Genomic DNA, 23,425 nt, shown 5'->3' with positions numbered 1-23,425 from the left:
GGGATACACGAAACCCGGACAACCTGCGCCCGACGAAAAAGGAGATAGTAATGGATAAGCTGACGGTACTGGTTGTGGAAGATGAGCCGGTAATGCGCGAACGGTTGGTGGATATGCTCTACAAGGCAGGCGCTACAGATGTAACGGATTGCGAAAACGTAGCAGCGGGCCGCAAGGCGTTTGACGATGGTAAGTTCAATATTATCCTTCTGGATCTTGGCTTACCGGATGGAGACGGACACGAACTGATGAAAGAGTTCAAAAAAGCACGGGATGGCCAGCATATTGTTCTGGTTACAGCAGATGACTCCATCGACAGTATTCAGCGGGCAATCAGTGCCGGCGCCAATGGTTATGTGGTGAAGCCTTACTCGCAGGAAAAGATACTCGATGTGATTAATAACTACGCGGTGGTGCATGGCCCTGATACGGCTGTTATGAATGGTTTGAACCGGCGCCATTGACCGGCTCAAACCATGTGCTGTCGCGTTATGCCACCTGACGCGCAATCCAGGAGTTGTGGCGGGTAGCCAGCGCGCGAACGTAGCGTGCTTCCGCACTGCCCAGGCTGGCAAGCACGCCGTTAAAGATCCACCCCCGCTCGTAAACGCCAAGTACCCTCTGCTCGTCATCCAGATTCACGCGCTGGTTCAGCTTTTTGCAGATAGCATCCAGCAGCGGTAGCTGTTCCGGGCGACGAATAGCCCCTGCCCGGTTATTGATAGGCTGGTTAGCGGCACGCGTTGTGTGTTGTCTTTTCATGGTGATCTCCTTGTCGTTGTTCGACAGCAAAAACAAAACCCCGGAGCCGAGGGCAACCGGGGTTTGCTGGAGATGCTGCCCCGGTCGCTTGAAAGGCTCCCGGGAACTGACCGAAAGCCGTTAGATAACTTCTACCATCGCACGCACACAGTGGCCTTTACGGCATTCTGCTGCGGCATTTATCAAGAGCTGTGGAATCATTCGGATCATAACGGGCGTTTCTGGTGTATTTGATCCGATAGTGTATCCGTTAAGCCGGTGTTTGCAATAGTCCGAGAGCTGCGGCAAACCCCTACAGACGCGGGTAAGGAACGCGCAGTTTTTGGTAGTGGAAAGTCCGTAGCCACTAACTCGTACAGATGTTCGGGGCAGTTTGGGGGATAATTTGCACACTAACCAATCACCCATACTGATAGATACCCAGAGGTTGAAACCTAAGAAAATGTCCGACGAATCCGGATCTGCCCGTAATAAGTTCCGTTTCCATTTTGTCGTAGAAATTATTTTGATCGCCGCGCTGGCCATGTACATGGTGCTGGCAAAAGAACAGGTTGTTGGTGATGATTTGGCCTTCACCGTTATTGGTGCAGGGCTGATGGCGCTGGTTACATACTGGACGCTGTCCACTTTGAGAGGTGGTCTGGAAGTGATCGCTCTCAAAATGAGTGCGCTCAAGCACTAACGTAGAAACCAGCTCCAGGTCTTGGCACCTTCGCCCGTTTTATACGGGCGTAAACCCTTCCTGCCTTTGCACTGCTACAATACCGCCTCGTGATTACCCGGTCTTTACAGAACCCTTTATCCGCTTGCCAGGAGCCTGCATGACTGACACCGTGGTTGTTATCTATTCCGGAGGCATGGACTCCTTCACTTTGCTCCACCGCGCGCGCGCGCAAGGGCTGAAGGTTCACGCTTTATCGTTCAACTACGGCCAGCGCCATGTGCGTGAACTGGATGTTGCCCGTTCGGTGTGTGCCACCCTGGATATACCCCACAAGGTTATAGATATTCGTGCCATGAGCGAGGTTATGTCTGGCTCTGCGCTTACCTCCGGCGGTGACATACCCGAGGGCGATTATGACGAAGACAACATGAAGGCCACTGTGGTGCCAAACCGGAATATGATCCTGCTCTCGCTGGCTACAGGCTATGCGGTGACGGTGAACGCCGGCGCGGTTTGGTATGGCGCCCATGGTGGAGATCATGCAATCTATCCTGACTGCCGGCCCGAATTTGTAGAAAAGATGGACGCTGTATGCCGGGTTGCCAACTATGAGCCCGTTGGCATTGAGGCGCCCTTCATGCACATGACCAAGGGCGATATTCTGGCTGAAGGCCTTAAGCTTGGGCTCGACTACGCTCACACCTGGACCTGTTATAACGGCCGGGAAAAGGCTTGCGGGCTTTGTGGGTCTTGCGTAGAACGACTTGAGGCGTTTGCAGAGAATGGTCTTTCAGACCCGCTGGCCTATGAGGCAGGTCGCTAATGTACAAAGTAAAAGAAGCTTTTTACACCTTGCAGGGTGAGGGCGCCCAAGCCGGTCGCGCTGCGGTGTTCTGTCGTTTCAGCAAGTGCAACCTGTGGACTGGTCGGGAAAAAGACCGGGCGGCGGCCGTATGTAATTTTTGCGATACAGACTTTGTAGGCACCGATGGCCAGAATGGTGGTGTTTTTGAGACAGCAGAAGCTCTGGCAGATCATATTCTCGGCTTGTGGCCGGATGCGCCGGGTGCGCCCTACGTAGTGTGTACCGGTGGCGAGCCATTGCTGCAGTTGGACGAACCGTTGATCGAGGCCTTTCACAAGGTGGGCTTTGAAGTGGGTGTGGAAACCAACGGTACCTTGCCTGCACCCGCCGGGATTGACTGGTTGTGTGTGAGCCCCAAGGCAGACGCGCCGGTGGTGATTGAAGCCTGTGATGAGTTGAAGCTGGTGTACCCTCAGCCTGAAGCCATGCCGGAACGGTTTGTTCACTTCAACGCCCGGCATTTATTCCTGTCGCCAATGGCCTCGCCATCGGCGCCCGACGGCAGTACAGACCCGATCAAGCAGAGCAATACCCGCAAAGCGACGGATTATTGCCTGGCCAACCCCCGCTGGCGTCTGACCTTACAAATGCACAAAATTATCGGCATTGACTGATTTATGCATGAGCTGGGGTGCCGGAGTGTAGAAACATCCTGCCTGGTTTTTCTTCTGCATCCCTGTACCGGCTGGGGCTGCTTCCCGTCCAGCGCTTGAATGCCCGGGTAAAATTTGCCGCATCGGCATAGCCCAGAACGTCTGCAATCTGGTTCAGATTCATGCTGGTGCCGGTGAGCAGTTCCCGGGCACGTTCCAGCCGAACCTGATCCACCAAATTCTGAAAACTGGCATTCTCTTCCTGCAGTCGGCGTTTTAATGTGCGCTCGGATACAAACAGGGTGGCCGCCACTCTCGCCAGCTTTGGTGGGAAGGGATAGCTGGTTTCAATCACCCGTCGCACCCGGCACCCGAAGCCTGCATCTTCTGTAAGCTGTTTCAAGGCATCTTCACACTGGGCGCGTGACGATGCTGCAAGCTGATCGTCACTGAAGCGGATGGGCGCTGACAGCATGCCTTGGGGAATGACCAGAGCATCTTCCTGGGAGCCATAGTTTACCGGTATCACGATCGCTTGTCGGAACCGACGGAAATACGAGGGTTCCGGGCCTTTTCGTAGAATCGCCGCCCCCCCGATAGTGGTGCCCGTAAGCTGTTCGCCCATGAAGGCGCAGCCAAACAGCATGGCGTCCACAATGAACCCTTGCAGGGGCCCCGGGTCGCCATCACAGCGAATGGTGTAGTGCATCGCATCGCCGTGCTCGCGACTGCTAACGCGCAGATGTGGCGCCCGAAGCGTGAGGTAGCGTGTCATCATATCCAGCGCGTCTTTCAACGTGCGGCTGCTCATCACAGCCACGCCCAGTGCACCGTGCAAAGGCAGTTTCAGTTCACGGGCCAGCATAATGCCAAGGCCGGGTTCGCCGCTTTCAATAATGGCGCGGGTCACAAATTCGTTGGCTTGCGCGTGGCTAACCCGAACGTCTGTTGACTGCAGCCGGACAGGGTCCAATCCAACCCTGAGCAGCAGGTCGCGCTCGTCCAGACCAATGGTTTTTAGCAGTTCAGCCAGTATATGCAGGTAGATGGCCGGCATACCCAGATCCTGTGTATTGGAAGCAGAGACACGCATGGTAATCCTTGTTATCCGCTGTTCTTGTTGTCAGTAAATCTGAATGCTGACACTGATTATGACCTTTGCAGCACCCGGCCCCCATGACTTCAATGACGGGTAAATGGGGGTGGCAGGCCAATTGGTGGGTATATCAGCGGAATCCCTCAGGAATATGAGGCAAGGGTCAGAGCCGGATATCGGTAATCACAGGATTATGATCGGAAGAACGCCAGGGTAAGGCAGTGGTGCCCGGCAAACTTGTCTTGTAACCGAGGGCCCGGGGCTCATCTGCGTTGATGGCCCAGGTAGTTGCGTTGAGCACCCGTGGCACCAGAGACGACGACGCAAGCGCGTAATCCAGAGAACCTTTCTGGCCCTTGTACCTGAAGGTGTAGTGATCACACTGCTGTGCTGAGCATGGGTGGAAGTGATGCACCATACTGGTGAAGCCGGCAAGTTTCAGGGTGGTCAGCGGTGTTTCCTTGTAATAGCTGTTGAGATCACCGGTGATCAACGTGCCGACATGGGCTGTGGTTGTTGGTAGTTGCTCAAGCCATTGCACAAGTGCCTGAGCAGCCTCTGAGCGACGGTGAGCGTAACAGCCCTGGCCATCGTTGTTGTCCTGGTTGTTTCCGGTAGCACCCCGGCAGGATTTTGATTTGAGGTGTGGCACGACTACCTGAATGGATAGGCTTTGGCCCTTGGGCCTGAACGCCTGCATTATTGGCGGCCGGCTGAACAGCCCAGTGGTGAGGCGTTCGGGCTGCCCTTCAGCTGTAATGCGATCATGCCGGTACAGCAAGCCCGTGCGTATCTGGTCGTTACCATCTGCGCCCGGGGTCGCGATAAAAGACCATTCCTGGCCGAGGGCTCGGGTCAATTGCGCTATTGCGCTGGTCTCGCTGTAACCGTCGTTTTCCAGTTCTGTAATCGCCAGTATGTCCGGGTCTGGTGCTTGTAGAGCCTCTACCAGCCGCTTGAGCTGGGTTTTGTGTGCCTTTGCGGTTGGCGCACCCCGTGTTGTGGGAAAACCATCGCCTGCACCATCACCATTGAAGTAATTTTCCAGATTCATGGTCATCACCCGGATATGTTGGGTGTCTGGCCGCAACGGGGCTATAGGGCGAGTGTTAACCGGGCTGAAAACCGGAGGGCGCTCGGGCTGTATTCTCCATGCACCAAACCGGTAGTCGAGAATGCCAGCTATTTCATGGACTCTATCGCCGCTGCGTACGGTGTTCGTGCCCGTTAGCCCGCCCGGGGGCCAGGGAATCGGCTTAGGTTGGCGCACGCCGCGGCCATCATCCAGTAGCAGCCTCTGCTGCAGGTTGCGCGCTGCAATCTTTGCGGCCTTGGGCCCAGGTTCCAGATATTCGGTAGGCACAACCTGATCGTTGCTGGCCAGCGTTAGTTCGCCGTAACGAGCGAGGTTCCAGGAATCAATAATGGTTAAGGGCTGGGTTACACGTACGCGCATGTTTTCCAGCGACTCCAGGTTAATCGACCCCGGCAGGGATAAAATCTGAGCGCCAGGAACCGTCGCGGGGCCGCAAGACTGTATCGCCTTTACCTCAACCAGTTCGGTCAGGCCGTGAAATTCTTTTACGGTACCGGTAACTCGCAGACGCTCACCGGGCGTGCCGGTTTTCTTGCGGGTGTAAACAAACAGGGCTTCCGAGGTTTCAGGGTTGCCATCGGTTTCAGTGTCAGCCTGTTGCAGGTAAAAGCCGCTAAAACCGCCTTTCATGCGGGCATCGAGTGTGAGCACGCCCTCGACAGTAACTTTTTGACCTGCAAGCGGGGAGCGGTCGCCTTTCCCCTGAATTTTGGAGATCGGCGTTGCTGGTCCTCCACAGGACATGGCAGCCCATGCCTGAAAGGACGGCAGCAGCAATAGAATTAAAACTAGGGCGCGAAGGTATCCGGCTCTTGGATTCACACTGCTCGCTTAACGGTTAACGGAGGCCCGCAACGGCTTTCAGAGCACGCTCACGTTTGCTGCCAAACCCTAGGTGGTCCGGATTGGTCAGCTCAAGCTGCTGAACGAGGGGGTCGGGGTGGTAGTTATCCAGAGTGATGCCCAGGCGCGATAACACATAGGGTGCAAGAGCCGCGCGGGTCTCAACTTCCAGGCAGCCATGTTCCATGCCGTAATCCAGCTCGATGATTTTTTGCTGTGCTTCGGTAAGGCGGTGATCTGGGGAGATGGACATGGTAACCGTGCGGTTCCAGTCTTCGTCCTGCTGTATCGGGTGCTTGGCTTTTTGCCGCAGGGCCACAGGTGCTGCGTGGAAACGGCTGAGGGCAAAGTCCCGGAACTCCCGGTTGGAATCGCACCAGGCTCGCAGGTGCCAGTTATCACCTGTGCACACCAGAGTATGTGGCTCAAGAATACCTTCTACGGCTTCGGGGCGGCTCAGTGAGGAGTAGCTGGCCCGGAGTTGCCTGCCATGGCGTGTTGCTGTTACCACAGCGCGCATGGTTTCGGGTGCAATGACTCTGTTGGGGCTGTATACAACGGTACTGTCTGGCAAGCCGATATCCAGGGCTTCAAATGTGCTGCTGAGGCTTTGCTGGCGGGCCAGAAGATCCAGGTACTCGCTGACGTGCCCGCGGGTTACTACAGGCTGGTAGCGGGGAGATGGCACATAGCCCTTGAGATGACGATCATAAACAAGGTTGCCCGGAGCGAGTTCGCGCAGGTATGTATTGATATCCTTGGATGCCTGCTGCCTGCCGATGCCAAAGCTGTGGCAAATGTGGTTTGTCGTAAGGCGACCTTCCCACAGTGCGATGGTTTCGATGAGACGGTAGCGAAGCAGCAAATCCCATCGGATGGGCCAGTCCGTTTTTTTCATAACCAGGCGCTCACGGTTTCGTTGAATAATGATTATTGATGTTACCTCCTATGGACTTGCGGGTCTGTTACGGCACATTAATGTAAAACATTGTAAAACGTCGCCATGGCCGCTTGTTGGTATGCTTTGAGGCCTTCTTCGGCTTCGGGAAGTGCTTAGTAGTCAGGCCCGCAAAGGGCTGCTGTAATAGCTTGTTAGAAACCCCCGGAGTTTCCGCCATGACCCGAATGGTCGCCTCTCTTTCAGCTCTCCTTTTGAGCATCGTTTTGCTGGTCAGCGGAAATGCATTTCTGATGACGTTGCTGGGTATTCGCCTGAGCATTGAAGCGGTTTCGCCCGACATCATCGGCTGGGTGCTGGTGTGCTATTCCATCGGCTTTGTTCTGGGCACTCTCTACGTACACCATATTATCGGCCGTGTTGGGCACATACGCGCGTTTGCCGTATTTGCAGCGATTGCGGCGGTAACGTCACTAATGTACCCGATGGCGATATCGATGGTGTTCTGGGCGCTCCTGCGTGTGCTCTCCGGTTTTACCATTGCTGGTGTTCTGGTCGTTATTGAAAGCTGGTTCTCCAGCCGCGCGAGCAACAGCAATCGCGGGGCAATGTTCGCGGTATACCAGATTGTTTTTTACCTTTCTGCTGCAGGTGGTCAGCTCATAATCAACGTGGGCGACCCCGCCAACTTCATGCCGTTTTCCATTGCTGCAATCTTGCTGACACTGGCGTTGGTACCTCTGTCGCTAACGCGGATGGAAGCGCCGGTTATTGAACAGGTGCAGCGCATCTCCTTTTTCACGCTGGCCCGAGAGTCGTTCACCGGTGTTGCCGGCGCCCTGATCTGTGGCGTGCTAATTGGTGGGTTTTATGCCATGGGGCCGGTTTACGCCACCCTGATGGGGCTTGATGTCGCCAAAACTTCAACCTTTATGGCCAGTGCTATTATTGCGGCCATGCTGTTGGCCTGGCCTTTGGGGCGGCTTTGTGACCGCTTTGATCGTCGCCGTGTAATGTTCTGGGTGGTGTCTTTTGCCGCACTTGCAGCGGTTGGTGTCAGCTTTACCGGTGCAGATAACCTTTGGCAGCTAACGCTTCTTGTTGGCGCGTTCACTGGCCTTTCGGCAACGATTTACCCGATCTCCGTTGCGATCACCAACGACCGTATGGAAAGCACACGTATTGTGGCGGCCAGTGCCACGCTGCTGCTTAGCTATGGTGTTGGCAGCGTGATTGGTCCTATTGTGATGGCTGAACTGATCAACCTGCTGGGTCCGAAAGGTTTATTCCTGGGCAACGCCGGGTTCCTGCTGGTTCTTGCCATCGTTACATCCCTGCGCATTACCTACACAGAAGACGTGGCAGTAGAAGATCAGGAGCACTATGTGCCGGCCATGCCGGAAACATCCTCTGTGCTTACTGAGCTCGATCCGCGAAATACAGAGTTCTGCGAGTCCCCCGAGGTTGAAGAAATGCATGAGGAGTCCCTGCGCCAAACGGGCTGACTCACAGGATCTGTATTTTTTCTGTTTTTTTGCCGATTCTGTTTTGCGTTTACATCTATTTTTAATACAATTGTTAGCTTGCTATTGGTAGCTTTCCTGTAATGTAAGCCTTTTGGTCGGCGCTGCGCGATTCGCGGAGCGCGAATCCGGCCCCGGAACGGAGTATTAGTTATGAAAGATCAGTTCCCTTTTGCTGTCGCCCGGGTAACCCGTCGCTGGCGCAAGCTGTTAGACGAACGCCTGAAAGATCTGGGTGTTACCCAGGCTCGCTGGACCACAATGGTCTACCTGCAAGAAGGCGGTGAAGGCCTGACCCAGCGCGAACTGGCCGGATTGATGGCCATTGAGAACCCGACACTTGTGCGCCTGCTCGATAACCTGGAACAACAGGGGCTGATTGAGCGCCGGGCATGCCCTAACGACCGCAGAGCCCGTCGACTGCACCTGACCGACCCGGGCCGTGAATTCATGGAAGTCCTCACCGACCGCGCCAACATGCTTCGGGACGAAATGCTCGAAGGCGTGGACGAAGGCGATATTGCAGTTGCCTTGAAGGTGTTCCACAGAATCATGGAAAACGGCGAAAAGCAGAAGTAATCACTTGAGTGATAATTCAGTTGCGGGGCTGACGGCCCGATATGGTAACAGCTGGCGCTGGCTAGCCGTCTGCACGGTCATGGTGGGCACCATCGCTACGGTGCTGAGTGCCACTGTGGTGAACGTGGCGCTCCACGAAATCATGGTGGAATTCAATATCCGCCAAGGCATGGTGCACTGGCTGGCAACCGGGTTTATTGCAGCCATGACCACCACCATGCTGGCCTCTTCATGGCTGCTTGATCACTTCGGCGTGCGCAAGACGCTGGCGGTTGCCATGGCTGCATTTACGGTGATTTCCGTGATTGGCGGTTTTGCCAGTTCGCCGGAGCAACTCATTGCGGCCCGAATTGGCCAAGGCGCCATGGCTGGCCTTATGCAGCCCATGGGCATGTACCTGGTGTTCCGCATCTTTCCCCGCAATAAACGCGGTCAGGCTATGGGTATCTATGGCATGGGCGTGGTGCTGGCCCCGGCACTCGGGCCGGTTCTTGGCGGCTTTCTGGTGGATCAGCTGGACTGGCGTTTTGTAATGTTTGCACCAGCACCGGTCACGTTCATTGGCGTATTTATGGCACTGAGATTTCTGCCGGTGCCAGCCACCCGGCCAGCTCCTTACCGCTTTGATCTGCCCGGGCTGGTGTTGCTGGGTGCCACTATCGGGTTTGCCCTTGATACTCTGAACCGCCTGCAAAACCTGGGTGGCCAGGAGGTTCGGGTTGCCCTCGAAGGGCTGGTGGCGCTGGTGTTTCTGCTCATGTTTGTACTGCGTGAAAGGCGCATAGAACACCCCCTGGTGAATGTTGGCCTGCTGCGCAAGCCCAGCTTCCTTTACGCCAATCTGGGCGCTATGGCACTGGGGTTGGCCCTGTTTGGTTCCACTTACCTGATACCGCTATACGTTCAAACGGCCTTGGGCTACACAGCTACTCAGGCAGGGCTGTTGATGCTGCCAGCGGGCATTGTTTTGGGAATGACCTTCCCACTGGCGGGAAAACTGGCTGACCGCGGCGGCGATGCCCGCAAACTGGTTATTTTCGGCATGGCGATGTTTGCTTCATCGGCTATCCTCTTTGCGTTATCCAATCTTACTCTGGCGTTTGGCTGGCTTGCGCTATGGACGGTGTTCGGCCGGATAGGAATAGGGTTTATGCTGCCATCCTTGTCTATAGGCGCACTGAACCCGCTCAAACCCGAAGAGCTGGGCGCAGGCTCCAGTACCATCAACTTTACCCGTCAGTTGGGTGGCGCTTTTGGCGTGAACATTGTGGCACTGACTATTGAGTTCGGTGAGCACAGCGGCGGCGTACCCACCATCAATGCGTTCCATACGGCCTGGTGGCTGGTTGCTGTGTTTGTGGCGGTTGCGGTGGTACCTGTTTGGCGCATGCGTGCCTAGTGATTTGCCAAACTCCGCGTGATTGACTAGCATTGGTCCAACTCTTCAGGGGAGTAGCCTCCGCATCGGTTATCCGGGGCGGACGGTAGTCAACATACTTGGGGCTCAATCCCCATGGCTACCGTGTTTCACTTGGATTCAGTGAAATTGGCGAGACCTGAGGCAGTTTCACCCCCAAGGGCGGATGGTGAGCTGTCTCATGTCTGACTATCCGCCCCGGAAGAATCCATGGACGCATTTCTCACTTCTACAGTAGCCGTTGCCATTGCCGAAATTGGCGACAAAACCCAGCTACTCTCGCTGTTCCTCGTTGCTCGCTACTCCCAGCGCTTTCCCATCATTATGGGCATACTCATTGCGACGATCCTGAATCACGCACTATCGGCCTGGTTGGGAGCCTGGGTGGCCGCCTGGATTCCTGCAGCCTGGTTACCCTGGATTCTCGCCCTGAGCTTTGTGGTAATTGCCCTGTGGTTGTTGGTGCCAGATAAAGACGACAGCGAAAGCTCACGGTTTCTGGGCATGGGCGCCTTCACAGCAACCACGGTGATGTTCTTTCTCGCAGAGATGGGCGACAAAACCCAGATAGCCACCGTTGTTCTGGCAGCTCGCTATACTGAGACGCTCTGGGTTGTTATCGGTACAACAGCGGGGATGTTGCTGGCCAATATACCGGTTATCATAGCGGGGCACTGGTTGATGGACAGATTGCCGCTGGCAGCTGCCCGGGTTTGTGCAAGTATATTGTTCGCAGTTATGGCGGTGGTGACACTGTCATCAGTGGTTTGGAACTACTGAGGGTGTCGGCTGTCACTGCATGCCAAGAAGCAGGTTTATCTGGAATGGGGTTTATGGGATTTAAAACGTATTCAGTACTGGCGTTACTAGCAGGAAGCCTGGCTTTTCAGCCGGTGTGGGCGGCAAAGCCAAAAAGCACACCAGAGCAGCCTGCGACGGTGCAGGCAACGGATCGTAGCCCCCGTGTACCAACGTTCGAGATCAAAGGGGATCTGGCGGGCCGGCTCGACGTGTTTACCACCCAGTACGAAGATACCTTTGCCGAAGTGGGTAGCCAGCTTGCAATGGGCTATCTGGAATTGGTGAAAGCCAATCCGGGGGTCGATCCCTGGCTCCCGGGTGAAGGCACCAACATCACCCTGCCGCGCCAGTACATAATTCCGGATGTCCGCCGTGAAGGCATTGTGATTAACCTGGCGGAATACCGACTTTACTATTTCGCAGAAGATGGTGTGCAGGTCTATCCGGTGGGCGTCGGCACCTCCGAGAATCCGTCCCCACTGGCCGATGCAAAGGTCACCATGCCATTGGAATCGCCGGCGTGGTATCCCCCCGAGAGCATTCGTGCCGAGCATGCAGCCTCGGGTGATTTCCTCCCCCGCATGATTCCGCCTGGCCCGGATAACCCGTTAGGAACCCACGCTCTTTTGCTGAGTGAGAAGGGGTATCTGATTCACGGCACCAACAAACGGTTTGGCGTTGGAATGCCTGTCAGTCATGGCTGCTTTCGCATGTACAACGAAGACATTTCGCGTTTTGTTTATCAGGTGAGCAAAGGGACGTCGGTCCAGATTGTGAATAAGCCGGTAAAGATGGGCATGTCCGGAGGAGAAGTGTGGCTTGAAGTTCACCGCCCCCATGAAGACTACAGCCAGCAGGACAGAGATCGCCTATGGCGAGAAGTAACTCAGGAGGTTGAAGCCTTCCGCTTGAAACACCCGGGTGTAGAGGTTCAGCGCAAGGCGATAGAGCTGGCGGTAGACCAGGCCGACGGTATTCCGGCTATGGTGGGAGAGCAGATTTCACAGGTGGCTTCAGACAAAACGTCTAAAGACAAACAGAGCCCAGTATCAGATAAGCCGGAACAGAAGCTGTATTTCTGATGTCGCGCGCAGCGCAGTTTTCCATATAACGATAAATCGGGAGAATTCATGAAACGCACCATACTGATCACCGGAGCCAGTTCCGGGCTTGGTGAGGGCATGGCCCGTGAGTTTGCGGCCAGAGGTGATAACCTGGCCCTGTGCGCTCGTCGCACCGAGCGGCTGGAAGCCCTGAGGGAGGAGTTGGCGGGTAAATACCCGCAGATCACCATCAGTATTCGTGCTCTTGATGTAAATAATCACGAACAGAATTTTGAGGTGTTCCGGGCCTTTCAAGAGGAATTTGGCACCCTGGACCGGATTATCGTTAATGCCGGCATTGGCAAAGGCCAACCTCTGGGCACTGGTGCTTTCAACGCCAACCGCCAAACTGCAGAAACCAACTTTGTTGCCGCCCTGGCGCAAATGGAAGCGGCCATGGAGATTTTCCGTGAGCAAAACCGGGGGCACCTGGTTACTGTGTCGTCAGTAACTGCTGTGCGAGGCATGCCGGGTAATGTGAACACCTACGCGGCAACCAAGGTGGGCCTTGCGGCGCTTTCAGAGGGCTTGAGGGTTGAGCTGAAAAAGGCGAAATCCCCCATCAAGGTGACAACGCTGTATCCGGGCTACATCAGAACGGCAATCAATGAGAAGGTGAAGAATGCGCCGTTCATTGTGGATGCACAAACCGGCTGCAAGGCGATGGTGAAAGCCATTGAGTCCGGGAAGAGCGAGAGTTTTGTACCCGGCTGGCCCTGGACGCCTATCGGTTTCCTTATCCGCCGCCTGCCGGTTTCGGTATTGGCGAAGCTGTTCTGACGAATCAGACGCAATAAAAAAGGCCGGGATTCCCGGCCTTTTTCTATCGTGCTTTCAAGCAGAAGTATTACTTCTTGCTTGCACGCTCGAGCATACGCTTGGCGCGCTCGTTTGCTTCGTCAGCAGATTTCTGAGCTGCTTTAGCGGCGGCCAGTGCACGGTCAGCGGTCTGCTGGGCAGAACGCGCAGCGCTTGCTGCACTGTTAGCGGTGTTCAGTGCCTTGTCTGCGGACTGCTCAGCAGAGCTTGCAGTTGCATTTGCTTCGTCAAGAGCGCCCTGATCGGTAGTTGCACAGCCTGCAGTCAGAGCAGTAGCCAGTGCGATTCCGGCGATTGTCAGTTTACGCATTGTAAATCCCCTTATTGGTCGAGTTATTTCCTGATGTTCCAAAAGTCAGTGTAGACGACTTTTTCACAGCTGCGGCCCGATAGGCATTGACTACCGGAGTCGTGAAACAGTGTAAAACACTCTGAGAGTAAATGTTAACTCAGTATATGTATATTTTCTTAGGATGTGACAGCAACTTAATACTTGTGCCACGGGGATGTCATCAGGGAAGGATGCGAATTGGGGTGCCGTCGTTGACCAGTTGCCAGATTTCATCCATCTCCTGGTTGTTGACTGCAATGCAGCCATTGGTCCAGTCCAGTCCGGCATAGGCAAAGGCCATATCCTCGGCGCCATTTGGCAAGCCGTGGATCATAATGCTGCCACCAGGGCTCAACCCCCAGTTTTCGGCCATCTCGCGATCTGTTTTGCTGGGGTAGGAAATATGAATGGACTTGTAAAAGTCGCTGCCGGGGTTCCGCCAGTCAAGAGTGTACTCGCCCTCGGGGGTTCGCTGGTCGCCCTCGTAGAGCTTGTGCCCCTCGGGGTTATCCCCAAGGGATATGCGATAGCTGCGTACAACTTCTTCCCCGTTCATCAGGAAAAGACGGCGTTGCCCTTTTTTCACCAATACCTTGTTCACCACCAGGGAGTCGCTTGGTGAATCCTTGACTACCGGCATGTGGGTATCGGCTCTGGCCAGCAACTCTGTGCCATAGGCCGGAACACAAGCCGTAATGAAAAACGCCAGGAGGAATCGGGGTAATAAACGGGGAATAGCCATATCCTAAGCTTACCAATGATTAATCTTTACGCAGTTCAGTTTATAACATAACTGCTCATTGGAATGTTAAGGGGTTTTGTTAACTTTTATGGCTATCTCGTGCATAGGTCACACGTTTTGTGACCGATCCATTTTTAAGCCTACCTTGGTGACCTGGTCGGCCTCTGTTGCCCTTGCCACCAGCGTGACGGGCCCGAGGACCACGGTATCGCCAATAACCGGGTGGCCCTTGGTGCGTTTGGCAAAGCACTCAGCCAGCGACAGCTCCGGGGCCAGCTCATCAAACTCAATGCCGTAAACCTGCTCTACATCACCAAGCAGCGCATCGCCGTTCAGCACAAAGTCCCCAAAAAAAGCTCTTTCCGCGAGATACTTCGGCGTGTGACGGCCGCTTAGTGCTTTGCCCAGCTCCTTCAGCACGCTGGGCGTGGCAAACATGGCCACCATGTCGCCACTGGATACCTCCAGATCAGCTTTTGGCTGTAGACACACCCGGTTGCGGAATACGCCGGCAACAGCCGTGTTTTCAGGGAAGCGCAGTTGGCTCAGCAACCTTGGGGTTTCCCAGTTCTCGCCTCGCAACGGGAATAGCATCAATTCGTGGTCGCCCGCCGCAGGGGCGTCCAGGGGCAAACGGCGAAAAGGCTCACCATCTGCCGGGATTTCCAGGCGCAACAGGCGCGCAAGCGGTGTTATTGTGGTGCCCTGAACCAACAAAGAAACCAGAACAATAAAGAAAGCCGCATGGAACACCAGTTGTGCTTCCGGTAGGCCGGCTATGATCGGGAATAGTGCCAGCACGATCGGCACGGCACCTCGCAAACCCACCCAGCTGATAAAGCCCAGCTCCCGGCGGTTAAAGCCGAAGGGCCAGAGCGTCGCCAGAACAGTGATCGGCCGGATCACGAAAATCATTGCCAACGCCAGTACCAGGCCCGCTCCCGCCAGTGGCAGCAGGTCGGAGGGGTTCACCAGAAGCCCCAGAATCAGGAACAGGCAAAGCTGAGCCAGCCAGGCCAGGCCGTCGTGCACCTGCAGAATCATCGGCATCATCCGAACCTTGCGGTTGCCGATCACCACGCCGCAAAGATAGATTGCCAAAAATCCGCTGCCGCCCAACAGGTTAATAACGGAGAACAACAGAATGCCTGCGGCTACTACCAGCAGTGGATAGAGTGATGGCATCAGGCGAATGCGGTTGGTCAGCTCGGAAATCAGAAAGCCGCCAAGGACGCCGCCAATCCCACCAATGCTGAACTGCTTGAACAACAGAATCAGTGAATCCTGAATGGCGTGATCGCCGTCGCTGGCAATCAGGGTAACCATCATTAGCGTCAGGAAGATCGCCATGGGATCGTTACTACCGGATTCGATTTCCAGAGTGGCACTCACCCGCTCATTCAGGTGCAGTCCGCGCCCCTGCAGCAACGAAAATACGGCAGCCGCGTCGGTGGATGAAATGATGGCGCCCACCAGCAATGCGGTCATCCAGCTCAAATCGAACACAAGCCAGGCGACAAGCGCTGCCCCCAGTGCTGTTATGGCAACACCGACCGTAGCTAGCAACATGGCGGGTTTCAGGCCAACGCGGAAGGTTTCAGCCCGGGTTCGCATGCCGCCATCAAGCAGGATAACGCCGAGCGCCAGGCTGGCTACAAGGAAGGAAAGTTGGAAATCATCGAATTCGATGCCGCCCGGGCCGTCTTTGCCCATCATCATGCCCACCGCAAGGAAAACAAGCAGGACCGGCATGCCTACCCGGCTGGAAAGCGGGCTCAACAGGATGCTGATGACAAGCATCAGAGCACCGACCAGGGTGAGCATTGGATCCATTAGAACTCCGTATGTGACTGCTTGCCGGGAAATGGCGGAAGCGCGAGTGGGCTAGTCCAAGTTTGCCCATCGCGGGCCCGATAGACAAGTAAGAGTGTTCCTCGATGTCACCTGGCGACCAGCGCATCAAGTGTGGTGGTTTCACCGGGATTGTCCGGTTCGTACCCCGGTACACTGTTGATTTTCTCGATCAGCGCCTGCGATTTAATCAGTGCGGTCAGGTGCTCCAGTGTGGAGTTGGGCATTCGGTCCTGACGATAAATCAGCATGTAGTGCTCACTCGCCAATTCAATAAAGCTCAGATTGAACTGCTCCGCCGCTGCCTGCACACCAAAGCCTACCTCTGCCATACCCGAAGCCACAAAAGCGGCAATCGCCGTGTGGGTAAACTCCTGTTGAGGCGTGCGATTTATGCTGCGCTCTGCAAGCCCCTGCTGCTTCAGTAACAAGTTAAAGAGGATGCGGGTGCCGGAATGGCGGTCGCGGCTGACAAAACTGAGGCCGGATTCGCTCAGATCCTTCAAGGTGCGAATGTGTTCATGCTCACCTTTGCGCATCATCAGCCCTTCGCGCCGGGTAACAAAACGGATCAGGCGATGATTGTTGTCGCTCAGGTGCCGTTGGTAGTGGCTGAGAATCTGTCGAGCGAGTGCCGGGCAGGTCGGTATGTGAAAACTCGCAACGTCGCATTCACCGCTATTGAGTGCAGAAAGAGCGTCTTCCGGGTTCCGGTACTGCAGGTTGATGTTTACCTGCTGTGAAAACTCCGGCAGCAGTGCCACCGAGTACCCGTGGCTGGCATGCAGGCGCAGGGTGGGTTGCGCACCCGCGAGCAACTGCTGAACCTGATCGTTAAGTTCTGCCGTCATGCTGTCGATTTGCGGTCCCAGCCGGGCTTTCACTCGATGCTCTGCCCATAGCAACGTTTCACCAAGGGCAGAGAGCTGACTGCCATGGCCCTTGCGCATAATCACCAGCGGCAACCCCAGAATATCCGCCGCCCGGTTCAGAAGGTTCCACGCATGGCGGTATGAAATCCCTGCAGTTGCTGCCGCAACCGTTAGCTTGCCGGTATCGCGAATGCTTTCGAGCAAACGAAACAGAACCGGCTCGAAGAATTCATCTGAGTCGGTGCGAAACACCCAGGCAGGGGCTATGTCCAGTTTTTTGTTATGCATTCGAGTTCATATTCCTTAGGTGTGCTGGGAGTGCTAATTTGCCTGAAGAGAGCTTGATTACTGTATCAGAATAAAAACAGGTAGGAACGATTATGCATATGTCAGAGAACGCTAACCACAGCGCAGCGGTGGCGGTCCTGCCCGAGGATTGGAGCCCTGACATCATTCGCCAGGAAGTCGCAGCCCTGCAGCATAAGCCGGGAGCGCTTTTACCCATTCTGCATGCCATACAGAACCGCATTGGCTATGTGCCAGAGGGCGCTGTGCCCATTATTGCTGAAATGCTGCAACAGACCCGCGCCGATATTCACGGGGTTATCAGCTTTTATCACCACTTCCGTACCCGCCCTGCTGGCAGCAACCTGCTGGAAGTATGCCGTGCGGAAGCCTGTCAGGCCCGGGGTGGCCGCGCCTTTGAGCGACACGTTCAGGAAAAGCTGGGTGTGGACTACCACCAAACCACAGCGGACAACGAGTTCACGCTTGAGCCGGTGTATTGCCTGGGCAACTGCGCCTGCGGCCCCTCTATTCGCGTAAACAATGAAACGATCGGCCGAATGACCCCCCAAAAGTTCGACCAGCTGGCGGACACACTCACCACGTCTGTTTTGCAGCTAAAATGAAGGCAGGAGCAAATCCAATGACAATAACCGTGTATGTGCCCTGCGATACCACAGCTCTTTCTCTGGGCGCCGACCGTGTAGCGCAAGAACTAAAGCACGCAGCCGCAGCGCAAGGCCAGGAAATAAACCTGGTGCGCAATGGTTCCCGCGGGCTCTTCTGGTTGGAACCCTTGGTGGAAGTACAAACACCCGAGGGCCGAGTGGCTTATGGCCCGGTAGAGCCAGAGCAAGTAGACGAGTTAGCAGCTGCAGGCCTGTTTGAAGGCAAACCGGATCACCCACTGTATCTGGGCGAAATTGAAAAGCACCCCTACCTTGCACAGCAGCAGCGCCTGACCTTTGCCCGCATAGGCATCACCGATCCCACTTGTATTGACGATTATATTGCCCTTGGCGGCTTCGCCGGCTTGAAGCAAGCCGCAGCACTCACGCCCCAGAATATTGTGGACGAAGTAAAAGCCTCTGGCCTCCGTGGCCGTGGTGGCGCGGCATTCCCGGCGGGCATTAAATGGCAAACCGTGCTGGACGAGCCGCATGGCCAGCAAAAATACGTGGTGTGCAACGCTGACGAAGGCGATTCCGGCACCTTTGCCGATCGCCTGGTGATGGAGTGCGATCCGTACATGCTGATCGAAGGCATGGCCATTGCCGGCTTGGCAGTGGGCGCCACTCTTGGCTTTATCTACGTGCGTTCGGAATACCTGCTGTCCAAAAAAATGCTGGATGAAGCCATTCGCAGGGCAGAAGCCCACGGCTATCTTGGTGATAACGTTTGCGGCAATGGCCGCAAATTCCGCCTGGAAGTGCGCCTCGGCGCAGGTGCCTATATTTGTGGTGAAGAAACCTCATTGCTGGAAAGCCTGGAAGGCAAGCGCGGGTTGGTGCGTTCCAAGCCGCCACTACCCGCCATCAAAGGGCTGTTCGGGCAACCTTCAGTGGTAAACAACGTGCTCTCGCTGGCGGCCGTGCCATACATAATGGCGAACGGCGGCAAAGCCTACGCGGATTACGGCATGGGCCGCTCACTGGGCACCCTGCCCATTCAGCTGGCGGGCAATATCAAACAGGGAGGCCTGATTGAATTGGCCTTCGGCGTTACCTTGCGCACCGTGCTGGAAGACTTTGGCGCAGGCACCTTTACTGGCCGGCCAATGAAAGCCGTACAAGTGGGCGGCCCGTTGATGGCCTACATGCCGGAAAGCCAATGGGACACTCCCATGGATTACGAAGCCTTCGCCGCACTCGGTGCCGGTATTGGCCACGGCGGCGTGGTGGTGTTTGATGACACCGTGGATATGGGCGAACAAGCCCGTTTTGCCATGGAGTTCTGCGCTGTTGAATCCTGTGGCAAATGCACCCCATGCCGAATCGGTTCGGTGCGCGGTGTGGAAGTGATTGACCGTATCCGTGCCGGCGAAAACCGGGACAGCAATCTGGAATTGCTGGAAGACCTGTGTGAAACCATGGTGGACGGTTCCCTCTGCGCCATGGGCGGCATGACCCCCTTCCCGGTACAGAGCGTTATGAAATACTTCTCAGAAGACCTGATGGCCAGTCCGCACCAGGTGGAGGCTTGATATGTTGCACTACTACGATCCAAGTACCCAAAGCTACGAGCCTGGCAAGAACGGCCTGAACCCTGATTTTGACTCTTTTTCCAGGGATCTGGGCACACCGCCCAGTCTCTCAGAAGAGTTGGTTTCCATATCGGTGGATGGTCGTGATATCACGGTTCCCGAAGGCACCTCGGTATTACGCGCAGCGGCATTGGCCGGCATCAACATCCCCAAACTGTGCGCTTCCGACAATCTGGAAGCCTTTGGCTCCTGCCGCCTGTGCGCGGTAGAGATCGAAGGCCGCCGCGGTTACCCGGCCTCCTGCACTACGCCTGTGGCCGAAGGCATGGCCGTTACCACCCAGACCGGCAAGCTGGCGAAACTGCGGCGCAACATCATGGAGTTGTACATCTCCGATCACCCGTTGGATTGCCTCACCTGCCCGGCCAACGGCAATTGCGAGCTGCAGGATGTGGCCGGCGTAGTGGGCCTGCGGGAAGTGCGTTACGGGTTTGAAGGCGAGAACCATCTGGACGCCGAAATCGACAACTCCAACCCCTATTTCAGCTTCGATCCCAGCAAGTGCATTGTCTGCTCACGCTGCGTGCGAGCCTGCGACGAGGTGCAAGGCACCTTTGCACTGACCATCGAAGGCCGCGGGTTTGATTCCAAAGTGGTCGCCAGCCAGAACGATCCGTTCATGGATTCCGAGTGCGTGTCTTGTGGCGCCTGTGTGCAGGCTTGCCCTACGTCCACCTTGATGGAAAAAAGCGTGATCGACGCCGGCCAGCCCGAGCACAGCATAGTCACCACCTGCGCCTACTGCGGTGTTGGCTGCTCGTTCAAAGCCGAAATGAAGGGTGACCAAGTGGTGCGCATGGTTCCTTACAAAGGTGGCGAAGCCAACCACGGTCATTCCTGTGTGAAGGGCCGCTTTGCCTTTGGCTACGCCACTCACGACGACCGCATCCGCGAACCGATGATTCGCGAATCCATCAACGACCCCTGGCAAGTCGTGTCCTGGGACGAAGCACTGGCGTTCTCGGCGAAGAAACTTAAAGGCATTCAGGCCGAGTATGGCCGCGAAAGCATTGGCGGTATTACCTCTTCACGCTGCACCAATGAAGAAACCTATCTGGTGCAGAAGCTGGTGCGTGCCGCCTTTGGCAATAACAATACAGATACCTGTGCACGGGTATGCCATTCCCCCACCGGCTACGGCCTAAAAACCACTTTGGGCGAATCGGCCGGTACCCAGACCTTCGATTCGGTGATGAAGGCCGACACCATCATGGTGATTGGTGCCAACCCAACCGATGCCCACCCGGTATTTGGCTCGCTGATGCGTAAGCGTTTGCGCCAGGGTGCCAAGCTGATCGTGATTGATCCGCGCCGTATTGATTTGATTCACACGCCCAATGCTGAAGAAGGCCTGCACCTGCCGCTGCGCCCCGGTACTAACGTGGCCATAGTGAATGCGCTGGCCCATGTGATTGTGACCGAAGGCCTGGAAGATCAGGCGTTCATAAATAGCCGTTGTGATACGGAGGCCTACAACACCTGGCGAACCTTTATTGCGGAAGAGCGGAATTCCCCCGAAGCCATGGAGGCGGTTACTGGCGTAGCTGCAAGCAAAGTGCGCGAAGCCGCCCGCCTGTATGCGCAGGCAGATAACGGAGCCATCTACTATGGCTTGGGTGTAACCGAACACAGCCAGGGCTCCACCATGGTGATGGGCATCGCCAACCTGGCATTGGCCACGGGCAACATCGGCAAAGAGGGGGGCGGAGTGAACCCGCTGCGCGGGCAAAATAACGTGCAGGGTTCCTGCGATATGGGCTCCTTCCCTCATGAGTTGCCGGGCTACCAGCATGTGAACGATCAAGCCGTGCGTGAGCGCTTCGAAGCTGTATGGGGTGTGCCCATCGATAACGAACCGGGGCTGCGCATTCCGAATATGTTTGACGCCGCCATCGCTGGCAGCTTCAAGGCACTGTACGTGCAGGGTGAGGATATTGCCCAGTCAGATCCCAACACCCAACATGTAGAAGCTGCGCTGAAAGCACTGGACTGCCTGATTGTACAGGACATCTTCCTGAACGAAACCGCCAAGTTCGCCCATGTGTTACTGCCGGGCTCCACCTTTTTGGAAAAGAACGGCACCTTCACCAACGCTGAACGCCGCATCAACCGCGTGCGCAAAGTGATGGAGCCCGTTGCGGGCATGGAAGATTGGGAAGTAACCATGGCGTTGTCTAACGCTTTGGGCTACCCCATGCACTACAACCATCCTTCTGAAATCATGGATGAAATTGCATCGCTAACCCCCACGTTTACCGGCGTGAATTACGACAAACTGGAGCAGCTGGGCAGCATTCAGTGGCCCTGCAACGATGAGTGCCCGGATGGCACGCCCACCATGCACATGGCGGACTTCCCCATCGGCAAGGGTCGGTTTGCTGTAACCGAGTACCTGGCAACCGAAGAGCGTGCAAGCCGCCGTTTCCCGCTGTTGCTGACCACCGGGCGAATTCTGTCCCAGTACAACGTTGGCGCCCAAACCCGTCGCACCAGCAACAGCGACTGGCATGAAGAAGACGTGCTGGAGCTGCACCCAAGCGATGCAGAGCTACGGGGGGTAAAAGACGGTGATTGGCTTGGCATCAGCAGCCGCGTTGGCCACACAGTGTTGCGTGCAAAGGTGAGCACTCGAATGCTGCCCGGGGTTGTTTACACCACCTTCCATCACCCGAGTAGCGGTGCCAACGTGGTCACCACCGACAACTCTGACTGGGCAACTAACTGCCCGGAATACAAGGTAACCGCCGTTCAGGTAGAGAAAGTATCCCAGCCCTCGGATTGGCAGCGTAACTTTGTGGATTTCGACAAGCGCCAGCAGGCCTTGCTGCAACCGGCCATGGAAAGCGAGGAAGGCAGCCATGCAAACGCTCTCAAATAAACAAGGGGTGGCTGCCATGGATGACACAGCTGCAAGCGCTTCACCCCCGGTGAGTGAAGCGCGGGTGAGTGTGCGCGGTGGTATTGCAGGCGCCCGTTCGCAGGATCTTGTTGCGGAAGAAGTTCCGGTAGCCATGGTCTACAACGGTGTGTCCCATGCGGTGATGATGGCTTCACCCTGCGATCTCGAAGACTTTGCCTTGGGCTTTAGCCTGAGCGAAGGCATTCTGCAGCGGCCGGATCAGCTGTTCAGTATTGAGATAAAACCGGGTGAGGACGGCATAGAAGTGGACATGCACATTGTCGGGGATTGCTATGCCCGTTTGCGGGAGCAACGCCGTAATATGGCCGGCCGAACCGGCTGCGGGCTGTGTGGAACCGAATCTCTAGCCCATGTGGTGCGAGTACTTGAGCAAGTTGCCCCGCAACCACTCCCCAGCGACCAGGCTGTGCAGGATGCGCTGAGTAATCTGAAAACGCACCAGCCCTTACAGCTGCAAACCGGTGCTACCCACGGAGCCGCCTGGTGCGATTCCAAGGGCAGAATTATATTGGCTAGGGAAGACGTGGGCAGGCATAACGCATTGGATAAACTGATAGGTGCCCGGCTACGGGAACATGGCAGTGAAGCTTTCAGTGAAGGTTTTGCGCTGATCTCTAGCCGAGCAAGTTTTGAAATGGTGCAAAAAAGCGCCAGCGTGGGCATAGGCAGCCTGGTGGCGGTGTCTGCCCCTACCGCTCTGGCCATTCGAGAAGCCCAAAAAAGCGGCATGAACCTTATCGGATTTGCCCGCCCCGGCCGCCACGTAGCCTATACCCGTGGCGACGAAAAGGCTCAGGAGAGAGAGTTGTGAGTGATCAGCAGTTGAACAACCTGATTAAAATGCTCGAGCAGATAATCGCCAACAACTTGCACCACGGTGACGACGAAAAGGTAACCGACGTAGCAGCCGACCACCTTCAAAAATTCTGGGCCAGGAGCATGAAGCAGCAAATCATTGCCTATGCCAACCAAAGCCCGGGAGAGTTGTCTGTTTTGGCGAAATTGACGGTCGAGAAACTCGAACCTACTACGGAGTAGCGTGAAGCTGTACAGGTTTTAACCGTTTTTTACAGACCCAAAGCCCGTTTTACATTTAGACTGC

Annotated in this window: 23 protein-coding genes and 1 riboswitch; of the genes, 15 read left to right on the top strand and 8 right to left on the bottom strand. The window is 55.8% G+C overall.

The genetic code is table 11. The annotated features are described in order from the left end of the window. Window positions 1–50: 50 nt before the first annotated feature. Complete coding sequence (locus tag FE848_RS04335; protein ID WP_200201523.1) at window positions 51–464, top strand: response regulator; 414 nt, start codon at window positions 51–53, stop codon at window positions 462–464. A 25-nt stretch (window positions 465–489) separates the two neighbouring features. Here the strand turns inward: FE848_RS04335 and FE848_RS04330 are convergent, their stop codons facing one another. Further along, window positions 490–762, bottom strand: a complete 273-nt coding sequence (locus FE848_RS04330; RefSeq protein ID WP_200201522.1) for a hypothetical protein — start codon at window positions 760–762, stop codon at window positions 490–492. Window positions 763–1,204: 442 nt separating this feature from the next. Between FE848_RS04330 and FE848_RS04325 the strand changes: the two genes are divergently transcribed. The 3 genes from FE848_RS04325 (at window position 1,205) to queE (ending at window position 2,905) form a co-directional block, all read left to right on the top strand. Next, window positions 1,205–1,444: a hypothetical protein gene (locus tag FE848_RS04325; RefSeq protein WP_200201521.1), complete on the top strand. Its 240-nt coding sequence runs from the start codon at window positions 1,205–1,207 to the stop codon at window positions 1,442–1,444. A 139-nt stretch (window positions 1,445–1,583) separates the two neighbouring features. Then, window positions 1,584–2,249 carry a 7-cyano-7-deazaguanine synthase QueC gene (gene queC, locus FE848_RS04320; RefSeq protein WP_200201520.1) on the top strand — a complete coding sequence of 222 codons (666 nt, stop codon included), beginning with the start codon at window positions 1,584–1,586 and terminating at the stop codon, window positions 2,247–2,249. Beyond that, window positions 2,249–2,905 carry a 7-carboxy-7-deazaguanine synthase gene (queE, locus tag FE848_RS04315; protein WP_200201519.1) on the top strand — a complete coding sequence of 219 codons (657 nt, stop codon included), beginning with the start codon at window positions 2,249–2,251 and terminating at the stop codon, window positions 2,903–2,905. The genes queC and queE overlap by 1 nt, the downstream gene beginning before the upstream one ends. A 1-nt stretch (window position 2,906) precedes the next feature. Here the strand turns inward: queE and FE848_RS04310 are convergent, their stop codons facing one another. The 3 genes from FE848_RS04310 to FE848_RS04300 all read right to left on the bottom strand — a co-directional run bounded on the left by FE848_RS04310 (window position 2,907) and on the right by FE848_RS04300 (window position 6,817). Beyond that, complete coding sequence (locus tag FE848_RS04310; protein ID WP_200201518.1) at window positions 2,907–3,977, bottom strand: AraC family transcriptional regulator; 1,071 nt, start codon at window positions 3,975–3,977, stop codon at window positions 2,907–2,909. Window positions 3,978–4,143: 166 nt separating this feature from the next. Next, a complete protein-coding gene (locus FE848_RS04305; RefSeq protein WP_200201517.1) occupies window positions 4,144–5,820 on the bottom strand; it encodes an ExeM/NucH family extracellular endonuclease in 1,677 nt (558 codons plus the stop codon). A gap of 94 nt (window positions 5,821–5,914) precedes the next feature. Next, entirely contained in the window at window positions 5,915–6,817 is a 903-nt protein-coding gene (locus FE848_RS04300; protein WP_200201516.1) for a helix-turn-helix transcriptional regulator, read from the bottom strand. Between the two features lie 218 nt (window positions 6,818–7,035). On the opposite strand from FE848_RS04300, the gene FE848_RS04295 reads away from it, so the two are divergent. The 6 genes from FE848_RS04295 to FE848_RS04270 all read left to right on the top strand — a co-directional run bounded on the left by FE848_RS04295 (window position 7,036) and on the right by FE848_RS04270 (window position 13,020). Further along, the gene (locus tag FE848_RS04295) at window positions 7,036–8,322 is read left to right on the top strand and encodes an MFS transporter (protein WP_200201515.1); all 1,287 of its coding nucleotides are present in this window, start codon (window positions 7,036–7,038) and stop codon (window positions 8,320–8,322) included. 171 nt (window positions 8,323–8,493) lie between these two features. Next, window positions 8,494–8,919, top strand: a complete 426-nt coding sequence (locus FE848_RS04290; protein ID WP_200201514.1) for a MarR family transcriptional regulator — start codon at window positions 8,494–8,496, stop codon at window positions 8,917–8,919. 4 nt (window positions 8,920–8,923) lie between these two features. Then, the gene (locus FE848_RS04285; protein WP_200201513.1) at window positions 8,924–10,318 is read left to right on the top strand and encodes a DHA2 family efflux MFS transporter permease subunit; all 1,395 of its coding nucleotides are present in this window, start codon (window positions 8,924–8,926) and stop codon (window positions 10,316–10,318) included. Between the two features lie 38 nt (window positions 10,319–10,356). After that, window positions 10,357–10,466: riboswitch (yybP-ykoY riboswitch) on the top strand. A gap of 80 nt (window positions 10,467–10,546) precedes the next feature. Then, the gene (locus FE848_RS04280) at window positions 10,547–11,116 is read left to right on the top strand and encodes a TMEM165/GDT1 family protein (RefSeq protein WP_200201512.1); all 570 of its coding nucleotides are present in this window, start codon (window positions 10,547–10,549) and stop codon (window positions 11,114–11,116) included. 53 nt (window positions 11,117–11,169) lie between these two features. Continuing rightward, window positions 11,170–12,219, top strand: a complete 1,050-nt coding sequence (locus FE848_RS04275; RefSeq protein WP_200201511.1) for a L,D-transpeptidase family protein — start codon at window positions 11,170–11,172, stop codon at window positions 12,217–12,219. A gap of 48 nt (window positions 12,220–12,267) precedes the next feature. Further along, window positions 12,268–13,020 carry an SDR family oxidoreductase gene (locus tag FE848_RS04270; protein ID WP_200201510.1) on the top strand — a complete coding sequence of 251 codons (753 nt, stop codon included), beginning with the start codon at window positions 12,268–12,270 and terminating at the stop codon, window positions 13,018–13,020. A 67-nt stretch (window positions 13,021–13,087) separates the two neighbouring features. Here the strand turns inward: FE848_RS04270 and FE848_RS04265 are convergent, their stop codons facing one another. The 4 genes from FE848_RS04265 to FE848_RS04250 form a co-directional block, all read right to left on the bottom strand. Next, window positions 13,088–13,369, bottom strand: coding sequence for an Lpp/OprI family alanine-zipper lipoprotein (locus FE848_RS04265; protein WP_200201509.1), 282 nt, complete (start codon window positions 13,367–13,369; stop codon window positions 13,088–13,090). 202 nt (window positions 13,370–13,571) lie between these two features. Continuing rightward, the gene (locus FE848_RS04260; protein WP_200201508.1) at window positions 13,572–14,132 is read right to left on the bottom strand and encodes a L,D-transpeptidase family protein; all 561 of its coding nucleotides are present in this window, start codon (window positions 14,130–14,132) and stop codon (window positions 13,572–13,574) included. Window positions 14,133–14,240: 108 nt separating this feature from the next. Further along, window positions 14,241–15,965, bottom strand: coding sequence for a potassium/proton antiporter (locus FE848_RS04255; protein ID WP_200201507.1), 1,725 nt, complete (start codon window positions 15,963–15,965; stop codon window positions 14,241–14,243). 107 nt (window positions 15,966–16,072) lie between these two features. After that, window positions 16,073–17,143, bottom strand: coding sequence for a substrate-binding domain-containing protein (locus tag FE848_RS04250; protein WP_200201506.1), 1,071 nt, complete (start codon window positions 17,141–17,143; stop codon window positions 16,073–16,075). A gap of 92 nt (window positions 17,144–17,235) precedes the next feature. Between FE848_RS04250 and FE848_RS04245 the strand changes: the two genes are divergently transcribed. Genes FE848_RS04245 through FE848_RS04225 form a run of 5 tightly spaced genes read left to right on the top strand, consistent with a single transcriptional unit; the run spans window position 17,236 to window position 23,361 of the window. Beyond that, complete coding sequence (locus FE848_RS04245) at window positions 17,236–17,766, top strand: formate dehydrogenase subunit gamma (protein ID WP_200201505.1); 531 nt, start codon at window positions 17,236–17,238, stop codon at window positions 17,764–17,766. 17 nt (window positions 17,767–17,783) lie between these two features. Further along, complete coding sequence (locus tag FE848_RS04240) at window positions 17,784–19,343, top strand: formate dehydrogenase beta subunit (protein ID WP_200201504.1); 1,560 nt, start codon at window positions 17,784–17,786, stop codon at window positions 19,341–19,343. 1 nt (window position 19,344) lies between these two features. Continuing rightward, window positions 19,345–22,281, top strand: a complete 2,937-nt coding sequence (fdhF, locus tag FE848_RS04235) for a formate dehydrogenase subunit alpha (protein WP_200201503.1) — start codon at window positions 19,345–19,347, stop codon at window positions 22,279–22,281. Further along, on the top strand, window positions 22,262–23,134 hold the full coding sequence (gene fdhD, locus FE848_RS04230) for a formate dehydrogenase accessory sulfurtransferase FdhD (RefSeq protein ID WP_200201502.1): 873 nt from the start codon (window positions 22,262–22,264) through the stop codon (window positions 23,132–23,134). Before fdhF ends, fdhD begins: the two co-directional genes overlap by 20 nt. Further along, the gene (locus FE848_RS04225) at window positions 23,131–23,361 is read left to right on the top strand and encodes a formate dehydrogenase subunit delta (protein ID WP_200201501.1); all 231 of its coding nucleotides are present in this window, start codon (window positions 23,131–23,133) and stop codon (window positions 23,359–23,361) included. The genes fdhD and FE848_RS04225 overlap by 4 nt, the downstream gene beginning before the upstream one ends. Window positions 23,362–23,425 lie beyond the last annotated feature (64 nt).

This window comes from Marinobacter sp. 1-3A, from assembly GCF_016597775.1.
Lineage (GTDB): Bacteria > Pseudomonadota > Gammaproteobacteria > Pseudomonadales > Oleiphilaceae > Marinobacter > Marinobacter xiaoshiensis.
Note: the sequence above shows the minus strand (reverse complement) of the source record. Positions and strands in the feature narration are given on the sequence as shown.